Annotated in this window: 11 protein-coding genes; 1 reads left to right on the top strand and 10 read right to left on the bottom strand. The window is 64.9% G+C overall.

What is annotated here, in order from left to right; all coding sequences use genetic code 11:
- Window positions 1-131 precede the first annotated feature (131 nt).
- Window positions 132-359: a hypothetical protein gene (locus F7D09_RS10170; RefSeq protein ID WP_152235381.1), complete on the top strand. Its 228-nt coding sequence runs from the start codon at window positions 132-134 to the stop codon at window positions 357-359.
- Window positions 360-409: 50 nt separating this feature from the next.
- Here the strand turns inward: F7D09_RS10170 and F7D09_RS10165 are convergent, their stop codons facing one another.
- From F7D09_RS10165 to F7D09_RS10120, 10 genes are all read right to left on the bottom strand, one after another.
- The gene (locus tag F7D09_RS10165) at window positions 410-964 is read right to left on the bottom strand and encodes a DUF4411 family protein (protein WP_152235380.1); all 555 of its coding nucleotides are present in this window, start codon (window positions 962-964) and stop codon (window positions 410-412) included.
- On the bottom strand, window positions 961-2,130 hold the full coding sequence (locus tag F7D09_RS10160; protein ID WP_193312446.1) for an ImmA/IrrE family metallo-endopeptidase: 1,170 nt from the start codon (window positions 2,128-2,130) through the stop codon (window positions 961-963). Before F7D09_RS10160 ends, F7D09_RS10165 begins: the two co-directional genes overlap by 4 nt.
- A 702-nt stretch (window positions 2,131-2,832) precedes the next feature.
- A complete protein-coding gene (gene msrB / locus F7D09_RS10155) occupies window positions 2,833-3,873 on the bottom strand; it encodes a peptide-methionine (R)-S-oxide reductase MsrB (RefSeq protein WP_152235378.1) in 1,041 nt (346 codons plus the stop codon).
- Between the two features lie 289 nt (window positions 3,874-4,162).
- Window positions 4,163-4,639, bottom strand: a complete 477-nt coding sequence (locus tag F7D09_RS10150) for an Hsp20/alpha crystallin family protein (protein WP_152235377.1) — start codon at window positions 4,637-4,639, stop codon at window positions 4,163-4,165.
- 488 nt (window positions 4,640-5,127) lie between these two features.
- Complete coding sequence (locus tag F7D09_RS10145; RefSeq protein WP_152235376.1) at window positions 5,128-5,748, bottom strand: hypothetical protein; 621 nt, start codon at window positions 5,746-5,748, stop codon at window positions 5,128-5,130.
- Between the two features lie 875 nt (window positions 5,749-6,623).
- The gene (locus F7D09_RS10140) at window positions 6,624-7,391 is read right to left on the bottom strand and encodes a DUF1109 domain-containing protein (RefSeq protein WP_152235375.1); all 768 of its coding nucleotides are present in this window, start codon (window positions 7,389-7,391) and stop codon (window positions 6,624-6,626) included.
- A gap of 773 nt (window positions 7,392-8,164) precedes the next feature.
- Window positions 8,165-9,013 carry a DMT family transporter gene (locus F7D09_RS10135; protein ID WP_152235382.1) on the bottom strand — a complete coding sequence of 283 codons (849 nt, stop codon included), beginning with the start codon at window positions 9,011-9,013 and terminating at the stop codon, window positions 8,165-8,167.
- A 308-nt stretch (window positions 9,014-9,321) separates the two neighbouring features.
- The gene (locus F7D09_RS10130; protein WP_152235374.1) at window positions 9,322-10,380 is read right to left on the bottom strand and encodes an alpha/beta fold hydrolase; all 1,059 of its coding nucleotides are present in this window, start codon (window positions 10,378-10,380) and stop codon (window positions 9,322-9,324) included.
- 396 nt (window positions 10,381-10,776) lie between these two features.
- Entirely contained in the window at window positions 10,777-13,119 is a 2,343-nt protein-coding gene (locus F7D09_RS10125; protein WP_152235373.1) for a YhgE/Pip domain-containing protein, read from the bottom strand.
- The gene (locus F7D09_RS10120) at window positions 13,116-16,553 is read right to left on the bottom strand and encodes a YhgE/Pip domain-containing protein (RefSeq protein WP_376863472.1); all 3,438 of its coding nucleotides are present in this window, start codon (window positions 16,551-16,553) and stop codon (window positions 13,116-13,118) included. Before F7D09_RS10120 ends, F7D09_RS10125 begins: the two co-directional genes overlap by 4 nt.
- Between the last annotated feature and the right edge of the window lie 357 nt (window positions 16,554-16,910).

The raw sequence follows: 16,910 nt of genomic DNA, 5'->3' as shown, positions 1-16,910 counted from the left end.
TCCAGCGAGTGGTCGACGCGCCGCTACCTCGACATGTCCCGACTCGGTGAGAACGTACACGAAGCGAACTGATCATCGTCACAGGGACGGGCGAGAACCAAAGTGCGCAAGAAATCGGGCACTACCCGCGGGTGATCGCGGATCAGTGCGTCGGGGAGCTGCGGGCGTTTGATGGGGATGGCGGCGGGAGCGACGGCGGCGTCGGGAACGGTGGCCACGGTTCCGAAAACGGCGATGCAGATGCCGGCACCAGCACCGAGACCACTGTCAAGCCCACCGCCGGCGTGCGGTTCCTCACCGTGCTGCAGCCGGATTCAGCCGGCGTCGCCGCGGTGTACGACGCAGTGGCGGCGCTGTAGGGGCGGTTTTTCGACTGCACGCACCACGGCAAAGCAGTAAATCAGAATACTTATTGAATAGGGTAAGACAGGGGGATAAGCTCCCCGCTGGCGTCGTAGAACTCGCGCAGGTTCATGGTGCGCACACCCATAGCATCAGCCACATCAGGAATCTTAGGCTCTTTCTTCAACGGACTACTGGGCATGGGATGCACGGCCTGCTCGTTGGTGACGACAATCGCGTCCTCGACCATCGCAGCGGCGATCAGCCACGGATCGGCTTTGCTCTCTGGTTCCCATTGACGGTAAGAGACTGGCCGGTAGAGTCCGCATGAGGCCAGATAATCCTGAATTTGCGCGTATGCTGCGCCGATTTCGTCGGTCTTATGGGAAAGCTGCTTGTCCTCGAACAGGTTGAACGCCCATTCGGCCAGCTCGTCACGGTTGCCGTTACCGTCCTTTTGGGTGATTTCCTTGAATACGGTGTCAAGCAGCTGTATCCTGCCATTGCACGCCATGCGTTCCAGCCACCGCCAGAATGGATGGAACTCCTTATAGGCGAACGGGTGATGGGTGCGGTAGGACTCGATGAAAATGTTCGAGTCCAGCAGAAACAGATCACTCATTGGTCCAAGCCTTTCGCCTTGAGCAGACCGTCATAGGCATGCATGGACCTGACGCCCAGCAGGGACAAGCCATCGGAATAGGGCAGGCTGCCTCGATCAACACCGTCACGAATCATGCGTACGAATCTTGTGTCCAGATGGGAAGCGTTCGTCAGGTTCTGATTGCCGCCGGAACCGGCAGTCTCCGTATCCGCCGAACGCCGTTCACTCAGGGCACGGACCAGACGCACATCCTCGTCACTGGCCAAGCCAAGCTTACGGGCGTGAATCGTCAACGCCAAAGCGCTCAGACCGTACCTTTTCGCGCAACCATCCGCAATGTCCTGCACGCGAGCACCATCCGCAGCCATCTTCTTCCAGTACGCGCGGAACTCCGCCTCGTTATCCACGACCGTCAGGATGACGGCTTGGTTGATCTTGCGTTCGATGCCATTGCTGCCGTCTGCAGAGGAGTCGTTGTACACCTCATTGGAGCCAAGCAGCACGTGACCGATCTCGTGCAGGAGAGAGAACAGCATCGCCGTATAGGAATCATTGCGATTGACGAAAATCAAAGGCGCCACGTCATCCAACAGCACGAACGCGCGAAACTCGCGCACGTCCAAACGGCGTGCATTGGACGTGCCCACCCGGGAGTCGACCATCACCATCAGACCTGCGCCGGAAGCCTTGCCACGCAGGAAACGGAACCGATCGGCACTGCTCTTATGTCGGCACCAGCCGACGTCCAAGGACAATCCTTCACGAATACGCACGGCAAGTTCGCTCGCAGTTGCATGGGACGGCACGCTGCCAACCAACAGATTCTCCCCGAAGCCTTGCGCAATCATCTCGTCACGCACCCAATCCTGACGGTTGCGCATGATTGCGATTGTATCCTGAAGATTCCGGCTCGCTTCAACCCCGTGGTTATCTATCGTCCGATACCGGACCAGCTCGTCCTCACGGGACTCGGGAACCACGGAACGCACCAGTGCGCCGAATGGCACCTGCAACGCGGCGCCAATCGCAGACAACTTGGTAAAAGACAGACTCAACGGACCCGTCTCGTTCAACCACTGCGGAAATTCAGCCAGACCATCCTTATGCGCCACGGCCGCGGGATCAGCGCCGCTCTGATCAACGGCCCACCTGAGCGTGGCCGGATGCACAGTAATAGATGCCATCGCCACGCTCCTTTCTGACGACGCAGGCAAACCCCACCACATGCCATAGCATCAATCCGCAGTTCGGATGGATACCGGTGAGTTTTATGATATCCGACTAATGAGATTTCAATACCCATAAAGGCCAATAAACAGCTATGTGCGCGATATCTGCAACCAGAGCGAGAGAAGAGTCCACGCCCATGCCCGAACAAACACCAGACTGCACCGACGCCAATTCCAGAACGCGAGATGTGGGTGTTTTGGTCGGTGGACTTTGCGCGAGGCCTTACGCCCACGAAGTGCGCAAAACGGCTCTATGAAGCCGTTTTCAGGGGATTGCCGCTATTGGGCGACTGCTCGTTCTGCCCGATTTTCGCCAAACAAAACACCCACATCTCGGCGGAGGGCTCAATTTACACCGAAATCTCACCATGATCGGCATGACGCTCCCCCAGTCGGCTGCGCCGACGGCCCCCTCCACCGAGGGGGCCGAGGGACGTCGTGACGGCTACGGCGTGCCGGCTTTCGCGGTCCCTACGGGGCCGAGGTGCGTTGGCGACGACGCCGCACCACTTCGCGCCCCGATGAAGGGCCGAGACATGTTTCGGCCGCAATAGGACAGCTCAAGCAGAGGCCCTCACCGAGGAAGCCGAGGGCAATCTCCGGCAACGGCGCGGGAGCGCCGTTCGGCACGGAAGCTTCACCGAGGGCCGAGGGCAATCAGGCGGCGCCGTTCCCGCCGTCAGCGCTACCCGCGCCATCCCCGCCATCCACCGCGGGAATCCAGTCGGCGTACCCCTCGGCTTCCATGCGCGAGCGGGGCACGAACCGCAGCGCGGCGCTGTTCATGCAATAGCGCAGGCCGCCGCGGTCGACCGGACCGTCGGTGAACACGTGACCGAGATGAATCTGCGTGCCGGCCGTGCGAATCTCAACGCGCGGACGCCCCGGCACACGGTCGTCCTCATGCTCGGTGACCAGATCCGCGGCGAGCGGCCGCGAGAACGCCGGCCAGCCGCACCCCGAGTCGAACTTGTCGCGCGACGAGAACAACGGCTCGCCGCTGACCACATCCACGTAGATGCCCGGCTCGAACGTGTGGTCGTACTCATTGACGAACGGCCGCTCGGTGGCCGCGTTCTGCGTGACCGCGAACTGTTCGAGCGTGAGGTCCCAGATCTTCTCCACATACTTCTGGCGGTGCTTCACGTTCACGATCGCGGTGAGTGGAATATGACAGTAGCCGCCGGGATTCTTGATGAGATAGTCCTGATGGTTCGCCTCGGCCGGGTAGAAGTTGCGCAGCGGCTCGACGAGCACGGCCGGACGTTGCGGCTGGCGGTCGATGAGCTGTTCGAGCGCGGCGATGTACACGGACCGCTGCGCGTCGGACGTGAAAAACATGCCGGTGCGATACTGGCGACCGCGGTCCTCGCCCTGTTGGTCGACGGAGAACGGGTCGATGACCTCGAGGAACAGCAGCGCGAGCGTGCGCAGGGTGACGCGCGTGGGGTCGAACGTGACTTTGACGGTCTCGGCGGCGTCGGTTTCGTTGCGGCAGACCTGTTCGTACGTGGGGTTTTCGACGGTGGACTGCGCGTAACCGACCGTCGTGTCCGTTACGCCGTCCACATTCTGGAAGTATCGTTCGAGGCCCCAGAAGCAGCCGCCGGCGAAATAGGCGGTCTGGTTAGGGGCGGGTGTCGCGGAGGTCGCAGCGGTTGCTGCGGCGGTTTCAGTAGATTCGTTCACATCAGTCATACCGTCAGCCTACTACGCATCACCGCGGGCGCGGCGGCAGCGACGCACGAATGACAAAAAGGGCTGTGGCGAGGTGACTGAACCACCCGCGCCACAGCCCCTTTCAGGCTTGGCATTGTTTCCCCGTCGCCCGTCAACCCAGTCAGCGTTGAAAGCGTAGAGCGGACGGCGGCAGAAACCGGCAGTCGTAACGGATAAAACGGTTCGGCGGCGGGTCTTGTCGCCGCGCCGCCGAACCGGAAGGCGTACGGAATCAGGCCGGAACTAGCGTTCCGGCACTGGCTTCACGTCAGCCCTCAATGGCAATCGTGTGCTTGGCTTCGACCTGCGGCTGAGCCTGCATCTTCGGAACCTGAATGCACAGCGTGCCGTTCTGGTAGCTGGCGTGGATGTCGGATTCCTTCACCTGATCGCCCACGTAGAAGCTACGAGAGCAGGTGCCGACGTAGCGTTCGCGACGCAGCCACTTGCCGTTCTCAGCCGACTTGCCATCGGCGTCCGACTTGTCCTCATGCTCGCTGTCGCGAGTGGCGGAAACGGTCAGATAGCCGTTGTTGAGCTCGAGGTTGATGTCGTCCTTCTTGAAGCCCGGCATATCGATGTCCACGTCGTAACCCTTGTCGGTCTCGCGCACATCGGTCGTCATCATGTTCGCCGGCATCGCGGAGCTCACGCCACTGTCCGTGTTGCGCCAACCCTCAAAGAACGGATCGTCGAACAGATCGGAGAACATCGTGTCATTCATCAAAGCCGGAAACATTGCCATAATCGGTACTCCTCAAATAAGGAGGGAACGCGGCTTGGCTACCGTCGCGGCCGTTGCGCTCGCAGCACCTTGCGACGCTGTTCGCGCGGCGGCCGGGCGGATATCGTTGCCGGTTCCGGAACCCCTCTCGGGGCTCTCACCTTCGCCTTGCACTTCATACAATTCCCTGCGCGGGCAATCATTCCCGGGTTTTACCCACAGTGAAATCGCGGGGTGGAAATGGCGGGGCGGAGTGCGGGTGGGGCGGAGGTGGGGGCGGCGAAAGACGGCGTAGTCAAGAGACGGCGGACCGTATCCGTCGACCCCCACACCGTCACTCTGCTCGCCCACGCACAGTGACGCACCCCACGAAAACCCTTATATCGCAACGGTTTGCGGATTCACGTCACTCAGATCGGGCGAGCAGCGTGACGGACATCCCAAACCCCTTATATCGCAACGGTTTGCACCCCACCGTCACCGTGTCCGGGCGAGCAGCGTGACGCATGTCAGCCGATGAGCCGGCTGTTGCGCACGACCGTCGTGCCGTATGCGGCGAACGCAAGCGCGATGAACAGCGAGAACCACGCCTCCCAGCCGGCGGAGGTCTGGCGGGCGGCGAGCAGGCCGCACAACGTGACGACGACCGCAATCCAGTTGAGCACCATGAACGGGCGGGCCTTCGACGTGTCCGCGCCCGCGCGATGGCCGATGAACCCGGACACCAGATACAGCGCCGTGTTCGCGGCGAAGACGAGCGCCAGCACGAACCAGGCGGCGCGCAGGCCGATGCGCCAGCCGCCGATCACCTGCACGGAGGCGGCGGGGTCGAGGCCGGCGAGCGACGCGAGGGCGCTGATCGCGAGCAGCAATTGGAGGAACGCGTAGATCTGCACGATCATGCCGACCGCGCCCAGTGTGCTGCTGGACCGGGTGAAGCGGGCGGCGCGGCGGGCAGCGGGGTCAGGGGCGGCCGGGGCGGTGATGCCGGTATCGGCCGGGCGCGGGGCGGAGTCGGCCGAAGAGGGGACGCGGTCGGGAACGGAGACGGAAGGGGCGGAGGCGGCAGTGGCAGAAGAATCGGAAGCGTCGGAAGTCTTGGAAGCGTCGGATTGCGCGGAATTGCTCATGGCTCCCATGATAGTGCGGGGCGGCGCGTCACAGTGTCAGAGCCACAGTGTCAGAGCCACAGCTTCAGCGTCACAGCGTCAAGGGATTTCGGGGAGGACGCATGGCTCCCATGATAATGCGGAGCGACGGCATGCAAGGAGCGGATCCGCCCACACGGCATCCTGCCTCACATCGTTCCCGCACGATTGACGCCGCGGCAATCATGGAAAGACACGAAGCGCCCACGCAGCCAAGCGTGGCGAAACCGTTTCAAGCGGGGCGGAACCGTTTCGCGATGTCTTCCGCGTCACTCTGCTCGCCCGACCACAGTGACGCACCGCCGAAATCCCTTGCAAACACTGGGATTTCGCCCCAACGTCACCGTGACCGGGCGAGCAGAGTGACGTGAGGAGGCCGGAGCGGCGCTGCCGTCGGTCATGCGAGCCGCCATCGGCAGACGAGCCAGTCTCGCATGCAGCGAGACGCTTCCCATCACTTACCAGCGTGACGGATGCGCTGTAAGCAGCGCAACGCTCCCCCAGTCAGCCTGCGGCTGACAGCCCCCTCCACCGAGGGGGCCGAGCAGAATCCTCACAGGGGCGTTGCGATGCAGTGTCAACCAGTCGGCTGCGCCCCAACCCGAATCAAGCCCCCATCTGTCACAGCGGGTAGGTACACGCTGTGACAGAGCTGAGCCGCATTAAGTCTCAACACTGCATCCGTCCGTCACAGCGGGTAGGTACCCGTTGTGACGTTGATGCTGCGGCGTTACGGCATCGCGACGTTGTGGCGCTGCGGTATTGCGGCATCACGGTATTGCGGTATTGCGGCATCGGGATATTGCATCGGAGCATTGCGGCGGCGCAGCGCCATTGTGAGCGCACGACGCACTCGGCTAGTCGATGGTGCCTTCGGTGCCGCCCCACTGTTCGTGCAGCTTGTCGATCACGGCCTTCGGGCCGAACGCCATCCACTTGTCGCCGTTGAGGAGCCGCCAATCGCCCTGAGCACGCGGATCGTCCGAGTAATCCTGCAACGTTTCGGCGATCTTGGCCTGCGCCGGCGCACGGTACATGCTCGCCGCCAACGTCGACTCGAACGTCACGAACGCGACGCGGCCGGACTTGCAGATCTCGATTGCGCTCACGCCCGGGTAGCCGCTGACGCTCTGGGACGTCCAACCACCGCCGTTGACATCGGACGAACAGCTGGCGGCGCTTTCACCGTTGCTATCGGAGCTGCCGGAACTGCCCGACGATTCGCCCGACGCCTCGCTCAGCGCTTTCTCGAATCCGCTGCGCATCGTATCGGCGCTGGCGGTCGGCGCCTCGTCGCGCGTCGGCGGCGTGATGATGCCGTCAGGGAACAGGTTGGACACGAGCAATCCGCCGAGCGTCAACATGAACGCGCACACCGCGGCGACGATGGCCCCGCCGCCGACGCCGGTGGCCCGGCCGGTCACCGAGGCGCGTCGGACCATCGTGCGGGCGACAATCACCACGATGATGGTGACGACCCCGCCCGCGACCGCGCCGGCCAGCAACGCGCGGACCGGCACTGCGGCGACCGGCCCGATCGCCTGGGGTGCGACCGCGCGCACCACCGCGAGCGCCGAGACGGCCAACGCGAGCAATCCGAGCACCGCCGCCAGAACGCGAGGCACCCGGCCCGCGGCAGTCGTACCTTTTCGAGCATCATTGTGCTGATTCATCCGCATCATCAACCCCCATCCGCGATATCAACCGGTTTCACGCTATCACTGGACCATCATCAAGCCTTCGCCAAGCCCCGGACCGCCACCAGTCCCTCACCGACACGTCATTTGCCCCTCCCCGACGCCTCGGGACCGGCCCGGGATGCATCTGAGCCGGGCCGGCAGACAAAATCGGCCTGTTTTGGAGGCTATTCCGGAGTAGGCGGGCATCACTGCGAGTAGACACGGCTTTTCGCGATGTGCGACCATTGGAAAATGGCGGAAACACCACGCCGAATTCCGCTTGATACTTGCGGCAATGCCCGCCTACTCCGGAATAGCCTTCAAATCATGCGGAATACGACCGTCCAAGCGCTTCAACCGGCCAGAGGGCGAGTCTTTTTCGCCGCGAGAAGAGCAATCTGCCGATGAATCGCCTCCCGAGCGGCCCCTGCCCGGCTTTCAACCGCTTCCCGGCCGAACTCTGACCGGCCCCTGCCCGGCTTCCGCCGCTGATCGAGAGGAAAACGGCTTAATCTGCGCGGTATTCCGTATTCTTAGGAACCCGGGCCATGACAACACGCTGCGGCAACCGCATAACACCGCATAAAACCGCTGAATACTAATGGGCAACAACGCCATATAGCCTTCGACAGCACGCCACGGCACCTAAGAATACGGAATACCGTCCCAAACAGGCCGAACCCGGCGCCGACACCCTGGCCCGGCCCCAAACAAAAACCTCACCGCACCAGAAACACCATGGCCAGGATCATCGCGAACCCGACAAAATCCGTCGGCGCGAACACCGCACCCGCCCATGCGACGCCCGACACGGTCGCGGCGACCGGCTCGCTCGTGCCGAGCATCGTGGCCCGCATCGCGCCGATGCGCATCATGCCGCCCAAGAACAGCCAGAACGCGCCGAACGTGCCACCGACCACGGTGAACACCATGAGCGCCACACCCATCCCGTCAAGCTGCGGTGCGTCCGCCCATGGCCGCACGAACGGCACCAGCACCACGCCCGAAATCAGGAACGTGATGCCGTTGACCGTCAGATTGCCCCATCGCGCGATCAGCCGCGCGGGCAGAATCGACAGCGCGGCCGTGGCGAGCGCGTCGACGATGCCCCACACCAGCCCGGGCAGCGGCAGTTTCAGCACGGTCAGGTCGCCGCCCGTGGCGATCAGCACCGTGCCGACGAATGCGAGCGCCACGCCGGCGCCTTCGCGCAGCCCGGGCAATCGTCGGTCGCGCAGGCACACGTAGGCGAGCACGAACAGGAGGTTGAGGGTCTGCAGCACGGTCGCGGTGCCGGAGTTCGTCCAATTAATCGCCGACAGGTAGGCGACCTGCACGAGCAGCACGCATACCAACGCGCACAGCAGCATCTGCGGCCAGGAGCGCCGGTCGCGCACCGCGCCGGCGAGCAGTTTCGGCGTGGTCGCGCCCGCGCATGCCAGGAACAGCGCGCCCGCGGCGAGCTCGCGCACGCAGGCGATCCACAGCGGATCCGCCTGATAGTCGGCCATGAGCAGTTTCGACACGGTGGCGTTCACGCCCCACAGCACGCCGCCTGCGAACACCATGGCCGCGCCGATGATGATGGAGCGCGGCGTGCGTTCGAACGTGGGTGCCGGGGCAGCGGACTTGCCGCGGCGACCGGTCGCGGGTTGCGTGCCGGCTAGGCGACCGGTCGCATTCCCGGAGCTTGCGGCGCCCGTACCGGCGCTGGCTGCGTCACGCGCGGCGGCATGTGTGTCGACGGCGTCTGCGCGGGCACCCGGCGATGCGGCTTCTGGGCCCGCGGCGCCCGCGGCCGCGGCGGCGTCAAGGCTGGCGTTCGCGCCTGCCGAGTCGTTTCGCGCACCTCGTATATGGCGATCCACAGGCCTGCTCACAGGGCGGCCATCTCGTCGGAACCGAAGAAGGTGAGGATTTTCGCCAGGTACGGCCCGAGAATCACGTTCGGCATGCTGAAAATTTCATGCAGCGAGTCGGAGACGCGCACAAGCCGCGCGTCGCCGCCGTCCGCGTTGACTTCGCGCACGAACCGGTTCTGCGGCTCGTTGAGCACCCACACGTCGCGTCCCGCCTGGAACAGCAGGATCGGCGTTTCGATTTCGCCGCACGCGGCCGGCTTCTGGATGGCGCGCGACATGCGCAGCGCCTGCCGCAGCCATTCGAAGGTGGCCGCGTATGTCTGCTGGTGGGGGTCGTCGATGCGCTGCTGCTGGAACCAGCGGACGCGCGCCTCGCTGGCGCCCGGATGGTCGGCCATGTCGAGTTCCGGCGTGAACTCGCTTTGGCCGAAGACGATGTGCCGGCTCAGTCCGACGCTGCACAGCACGTTGGCGACCGCGCCGGCGAGCCAGTTCGGCAGGCCTGCGGTAGCGGGGGCGATCATCGGGCAGGAGAGGACGGCCTTGTCGAAGAGGGTCGGCCGCGTCTCGAGTACGCCGGCGCCGATACCTCCGCCCATCGAATGGCAGAACAGGTTGAGCGGCATGCCGTCCGCGTATTCCTTGCCTATGGTGTCGGCGAATTTGGCGAGGTCGGCCACGTAGCGATGCCAGTCGTCGATCCATACGAGCGACGGATTGTCGACGTCGCGCACCGAGTAGCCGTGTCCGCGATGTTCGAACACGCACACCGAGTAGCCGGCGAGTAGGAAGTACCACACCATCTCCGAATATTTCGCCGCGAATTCCGTGAATCCGTGGGAGATGACGATCGCGCCGCGGAACGTGGCGGACGCGCCGACCTCGTCCAGGTCGTCAAATTTCGCTGCGTCGTAGCATACGTAGTGCAGTTTTCCGGGGGTTGCGGGCGCGGCCAGGCCGTCCGCTTCGGCCGGTTCCATCCAGCCTTCGGTGCGGCATTGTGCGAGCGCGGGCAGGACCTTGCGGCTCATTTCCTCGTCGTAACGGCTTTCGTCGATCAGTGGGACTTGCATGTCTCCACTGTATCGCCCGCCGTGCCGAGCCGGGGCGGGCGATGGGTGCCACCGTCACTCTGCTCGCCCGAGCACGGTGACGCACCTGCGAAACCCCTTGGAAAATAAGGGGTTTCATGTATGCGTCACCGTGCAAGGGCGAGCAGAGTGACGGAGTACGACCACGTCAGCGACGGCCCGCGCGGCCAGCAACCTGCGCGGCGCGACCGGCCCGCAACCCACGCGACACGCAACCCGCACGACTGACAGCACGACTGACAGCATGACTGGCCCGCGCAAACTGGCCGGCTCGCGACTCCCGACCGACCCGCACGACCGACCCGCACGACCGCAACCCGCACCGCACGACCCGCCCACGTCACGCGACCGGCCCGCGACCAACCCGCGCGCCCCCGCTTACATCACCTTAGTGGATTCGAGGTTGCGGATGATCCAGTCGTTGAACCGGATCACGGGCTTGCGCAGCACGAGGCCGAGCAGCAGCGCCGGCAGGATGAACAGCGCGAGCTTGCCCATCGCCACCCAGTACTCCATGCCGAACGAGCCGGCCATGGCCGACTGCATCGCGCTCACGCCGTACGGGAACAGCAGCCAGTCGGCGGTCGCCTGGAAGAACGGCGGCAGCGTCTGGATCGGGAACGTGCCGCCCGAGCCGGCCACCTGCATGACGAGCAGCACGACGGCGATGGCCTTGCCGATGTCGCCGAACGAGACGGTCAGCGTGTACATGATGAGCGAGAACACGAGCGCGCACAGCCAGCCGACCATGAGGAACTGCAGCGGATGCTCGCATTGCACGCCGAGGAAGAACATGTCGCCGAGGCACACGAGCGTGCCCTGCAGCAGCGCGAACGCGGCGAATATCGCGTACCGGCCGAAGTACTCCTGCGACAGTCGCAGTCCGAACCTCCGCGCGTTGCCCGGCGATTCGGGGCGCGGCTTGCGCAGTACGTCGAGCATGGCGCCGGGTCCTGCCGCGCGCCCGGCGATCATGGCCTCGCGCACGCCCATCGTCTCGCCGAGAGGCAGCGTTTCGCCGAGTCCGAGGATCTTCGCCTTTTCGCGGTCCGAGATCGACACTTTCATCATGGCGACGAGGATGATCGAGCCGACCCAGATGGACAGCACGGTGTAGAACGGCGTCATCGCGGATCCGTAGTTGGCGACCGGGTACAGGGCGATCCGGTCGACTTTCACGGGCGCGGAGAGCAGGGTGGCGAGGCTTTCGCCGTCGCCGGATGCGAACTGGGAGAGGTCGGGCAGTCCGGCCGCGCCCGACCCTGAGCCGGTCGCCAGCGAGGCGAGCTTATCGACCAGATTGTCGAGTTTCGCCGCCGACTTGTTGAGCGACTTCGCCGCGTCGCCGAGCGTGCCGCGCACGTCGTCGAGGCTGCCGGTCAGGTCGCTGGACATGGCGCTCACGCCGGACGCCATGCCGTTAAGCCCGCTGACGATGCCGGACGACTGGCTGACGATGTCGCTCATCGAGGCGCTCAGCCGGTCGAGTTGCGGCTTGAGCGAGGTCTCGTATGTCGAGCGCATGTCCACGATCGCCTGCTTGGCGGCGGCGATCTTCGCGTCGAGGTCCTTGCGTGCGGCGCTCACGCTCGTGGTGCCGTCGGTGATGCCCTGCGCGGCGGCGCCGATGTTCGCGGCGATCTGGTTGAGCTTGGTCTGCGTGGCCTGCGCCTGGTCGGCGGCCTTGACGAGCGCGTCCTTGACGACGGTGACGTTGACCGCGTCGGCGAGCGAGCGCAGGGCGGCCGCGTACGTGCCGAACGCGTCGGCCTGCGACTGGACGTTGCGTTGCAGCGCGGTGAGTTTGCCGGTGACCTGCGTGGTCTGCGAGCCCATGGCGGCAAACGCCGTGTCGAGCTGTTTGCTGATGTCGTCGTACGCGCCGGACGCGTCGGCGAGCGACTGGTTCATGGTCGTCGAGATGCCGGCGAGCGACTTCTTGAGGCTGGCCACGCCGCTTGAGCCTTGCTGCAGCGCCTTTCGTGCGGCGGGCGCGCTGGTGCCGGCGGAGCCGAGCAGCCGGTCGGCCGAGGTGATCACGTTGCCGGTCGCGGCGAGGAGGCTGCCGTACGCGTCGGCCTGCGAGGCGGCGGATTTGAGCTGCGACGACATGGCCGTCACGTGTTTCGTCGCGTTGGTCACGTATTCGGTGACTTGTGGGCTTTGCGCGAACTTGAGCAGTTCGGAGACGAGGTCGAGGGCGACCTGCGCGAGCGTTTTCGCGAACGTCTGGTCGATGGTCGTGGCCACGGTGGACGCGCCCTGGTCGGTGATGTGCGGCGCGATCGGGTTGACTTTCTCGTTGAGATAGTATTCGAGCTGCGCGTGCTTCATGTCGGGCGAGAACAGGGTCATCATGTCGGCGCTGAAGCTGCTGGGGATGACGAGCGCCGCGTAGTAGTCGCCCGAGTGCACGCCGTCGATCGCCTGGTCCTTGTCGACGAACTGCCAGTCGAGCTGGTGGTTGGCGCGCAGCGCGCTGACCACGGTTTCGCCGACGTTCACCTTCACGGGGATGAGGTCGGACTTGTAGCCGTCGTCGTCGTTGGCGACGGCGACTTTGAGCGCTTTCGTGTTGCCGTACGGGTCCCAGCTGGCGGCGATGTTGTACCACGCGTACAGCGCCGGCACGATCACCAGGCCCATGGCGACGATGATGCCGATGACGTTGCGGGTCGTGTGGCAGACGTCACGGACGAAAATCCTCCAGATGTTTCTCATCGCGTCTTACCTGACCTTCCGCCGTTCTTCTTGCCGTTCTTCTTGCCGCCAGTGGATTTCTTGCGCGACGCGCGTTTCACCGGCGATTTCGCCGCGCTCGCGGTGGATTTCGCAGCGTTCGCCGATTTCGCGGCACCATTCGTCGCGGCCGTCGCGGCAGCCGAGCTGCGGCGTTGCGACGACGTTGTGGATGACGACGTTGTGGATGACGACGTTGCTGATGACGACGTTATGGGGGACGTCGCAGCCGGTGACGTCACAGCCGCCGCGTCCTGTTCGGCCGGCTTGCGCCGGGCTTGCTGTTGCTGCGACCGCTGCTGCTGCCGGCGCGGCTTGGCATCCGGCTGCGCGGCCTGTGCCGTCCCGGGTTGGGCCGACTTAGGTTGGGCCGATTTGGGCTGTGCGGTCCGGGGCGCGGCATCCGCGTTCACGGATTTCGCAGTTGCGGCCGACTTTGACTGCGCCGACTGCGGACGAGCGGCCGGTCGCGCGGCCTTCGCGGCTGATGCCGCGTTCGCCGGCTTGCCATGCGTCGCCGACTTGGCGGATTGCGCCGCCTTGGCCGAAGATTTCTTCGGCTTCGCATTCGCGGTGTCCGCCGGGGACGCCGCACCGCCGGACATCGCCGCAGCACCGTCCGCGGCGAGCGCCGCGTTCACGGCCGCGATGGTCCCCGCGTCCGCCGGCAGGTCCTCCATGTCGCCGCGCGGCCGGACGTCGACGGCAACGACGTCACCAGCCGCGACGTCACCAGCCGCGCCGCCCTTGCGCCGCCTCGACGGCGCACGGAACGTCGTATGCCGATGCTGGTAGCCGTGCAGCACGGCGTCGCGGAACTCGTCCGCACTCATCGCGCTCACGCCCAGCTGCCGGGCGTACCGGTCTCGCAGATACTCGACGACGATCAGGAACGTGTCGATGATGATGATCGACAGAATCCATCCGGTCAGCATCGCCACCTTGTTCGGAATCACGAACAGCAGCACCAAGAAGATGAACGGCAGCACCACGAGCACCGCAAGACCGCCGCGAATAAGCCGCGGATACCGGCAGAAGAAGCGGTGCGCACGCTGACGGATCACCTCGCGCATCTCGGCAGTGTCGGGGAACGCGTTGAGCAGCGCGCTGAAACTGATCCGCTCGTTGATCATCGCGTTCCTCTCGGTGACCATGAGGTCGGTTTCGGCAAGACGACGGTCGAACAGGGCGTTGAGGTTCATCGCGTAGCGGCGCACCACCAGGCCGATGAACAGCGCGACCGGCAGATACATCGCCAGATGACCCATGTCGAGCCAGTAATGGTTGCCGTACGTGCCGGCGATCGGGCCGCGCATCGCGTTGATGCCGTAGGTGAACGGCAGCCACGGGTGCAGCTCGCGGAAGAAGTCGGGCATCATCTCGATCGGGTACAGGCCGGACGCGCCGGGGATCTGCACGATCACGAGAATCACGGCGACCGCCTTGCCGATGTGCCGGAACGCGACCGCCAGCGCGTAGATGATGTTCACGTACACGAACGAGCAGAACAGGCCGGCGAGCACGAACAGCACCGGATGCTCGCACTGAATGCCGAGCACCAGGTTGCCGACCATCACGATCAGCGCCTGCAACTGGCCGACCATGACGAACAGCAGCCAGCGGCCGAGGTACGCCTGTGTGGCGGTCATCTCGGCGAAGTCGTCGGTCGCGCCGGCTGCGGCGGTGTTGGGTGAGGCCGCGGAGCCGGCCACAGCGCTGGCCGCCGCACGCTTCCGCCGGCCGGGCCGCTCCCGATCCACCTCAAGCTTGTAGATGGCGATAAGCACGAAACCGCCCACCCACAACGCCAGGTTCGTGTAGAACGGCGTCACCGCGGAACCATAATTGTCCATCGGATACACGGTCTTCGTGGCGAGCGTGACAGGCGCGCCCATGAACTCGCCGACCTGATCGGTGTTGATGTTCAGCGCCTTGCGGATCTTCTGATACACGGCCGAACTGCCAAGCGCGGCCACGTCGGTACGCACCTGCCGGATGTCGCTCGTCAGCGTGCCGATCGAACGCTGCGTGCCGGCGACGGTCGTGCTCGCCTGCCGCAACGTGTCGGTCAGCTGGTCGAACAGCGCGTCCGACTGGTCGAGCGTGCCCGACAACGCCACCAACGTGCCCGACATCGTGCCGGACAGCGACGCGAAACTGTCGAGACCGGCGGTCAGGTTCGGCGTGATCGTGCCGGTAAGCGTGGTGCGCGCACGGTTCAGCATGCCGATGCCGCCGGACGTGGCCGTGCCGGTCGCCTGCGCAAGGCCGGTCGCCGCGGTCTTGCCGTCGCTGATGAACTGCGACGACTCACTATGGAACGTGTCAAGCTGGGTCTGCTGGGTCTGCACGGTCTTGTCGAGCGCGTTCACCTGCTGCCAGATGCGTTTGCCGATCGCCGTGGACTCGTCGATGCCGGCGTTCGTCAGCACGTCCTTCAGGTCCGCGACGAGCGTTCCGGCGGCGCTGATCGGCTGCTGAAGCGCGTTGGTGACATCATCGACGCTGCCCTGCGCCGTGTTGAACGCGCTCACCGCGGTGCCGGCCGCGCTGTTCACCTGCACGCCGATGCCGGAGAGCGTGACGGAACCGTCGTCGAACGCGCCGGACAGCTGCGACGAAAACGACTGGACGTTCCTCTGCGTCTGCTCGAGCAGGGTCTGCGTCTGGCCGGACGCCTTCTGCGCGTCCGCGATCTGCCGTTTGAGCCGCGTGACGACGGCGCGAGTCTGCTCGACCGTGGACTCGGCCGTCTTGAACGTGGACTGCATGCCACCGAGCGATTTCGAGACCGATTCAAGCTGGGAGACCGTGCCGTTGAGGTCGCGCACCACGTCGTCGCGCGTGGCGGTGGCCTGGGCGTCGATCTTGCCGCCCTCCTTGGTGATGGTGTCGGCGAGGGTCTTGCTGACGGTCGAAACGAACGTCTCGTTGATCTGCGAGTCGATGGTGGTGGCGCCAGTGTCGGTGATCTTAGGCGCGATCGCGTTCTTCTTCTCGTTGACGTAATACTGGATGGCCGGGCGCTTCGACGAGCCGGTGACCGAGTCGACCAAGGATTCGCTGAAATCCTTCGGCAGGACGATCGCCGCATAATAATCGCCGGACTGCACGCCCTCGACCGCATCGCCGGCGTCCACGAACCGCCAGCCGAGCGCCGTGTTCTTCTTCAGCTCCTTGACGACCTGCTTGCCGGCGTCGAGATGACCCACCAGGTCGGAGTCGACGCCGCGGTCCTCGTTGGCGACGGCCACCTGCAGATTGCCGGTCGACGAGTACGGGTCCCAGTTGGCGAGGATGTTGAACCACGCGTACAGGGACGGGATGACGGCCACGCCGAGCGTGACCACCACCGCCACCGGATTGCGCAGGATGCGCAGAAGATCCCGCGTGAATATCCGCCATATCGTGCGCACTGAACCCCTCGTTTCGTCGCTTCGGCTGCTGGTGTTGTCTGATGTCAGTCTTTGTACTGTCGTCGTGTGGCGGATTCCGTCGGCCCGGTGTTACCGCGGGCGCGGCCGTGAGCCGGGGCCGGGGCGTGCCGGAGCCGGACGCCGTGGTCGGACGTTCGCGGCGCGGCCGCCCGTGTCGCCGACGCACGGTCGCAGGGAGTGCCTGGTGCTGTGATGTGCCGGAACTCGCCGGCGTCATCGTCGTCGGTTCCGCTATGGCGAGTATATCGCCGCCCCCGTGAAACGCGACGGGGAATATGGGGCGAGTTGCCCAGTATGTGACGCGGGGCGTCTCACGGATGGGGTGGGGTGCGGGGG

Origin of the sequence: Bifidobacterium leontopitheci (genome assembly GCF_009193355.1) — a bacterium.
GTDB classification, from domain to species: domain Bacteria; phylum Actinomycetota; class Actinomycetes; order Actinomycetales; family Bifidobacteriaceae; genus Bifidobacterium; species Bifidobacterium leontopitheci.
This window is presented reverse-complemented; position numbering and strand designations above follow the sequence as displayed.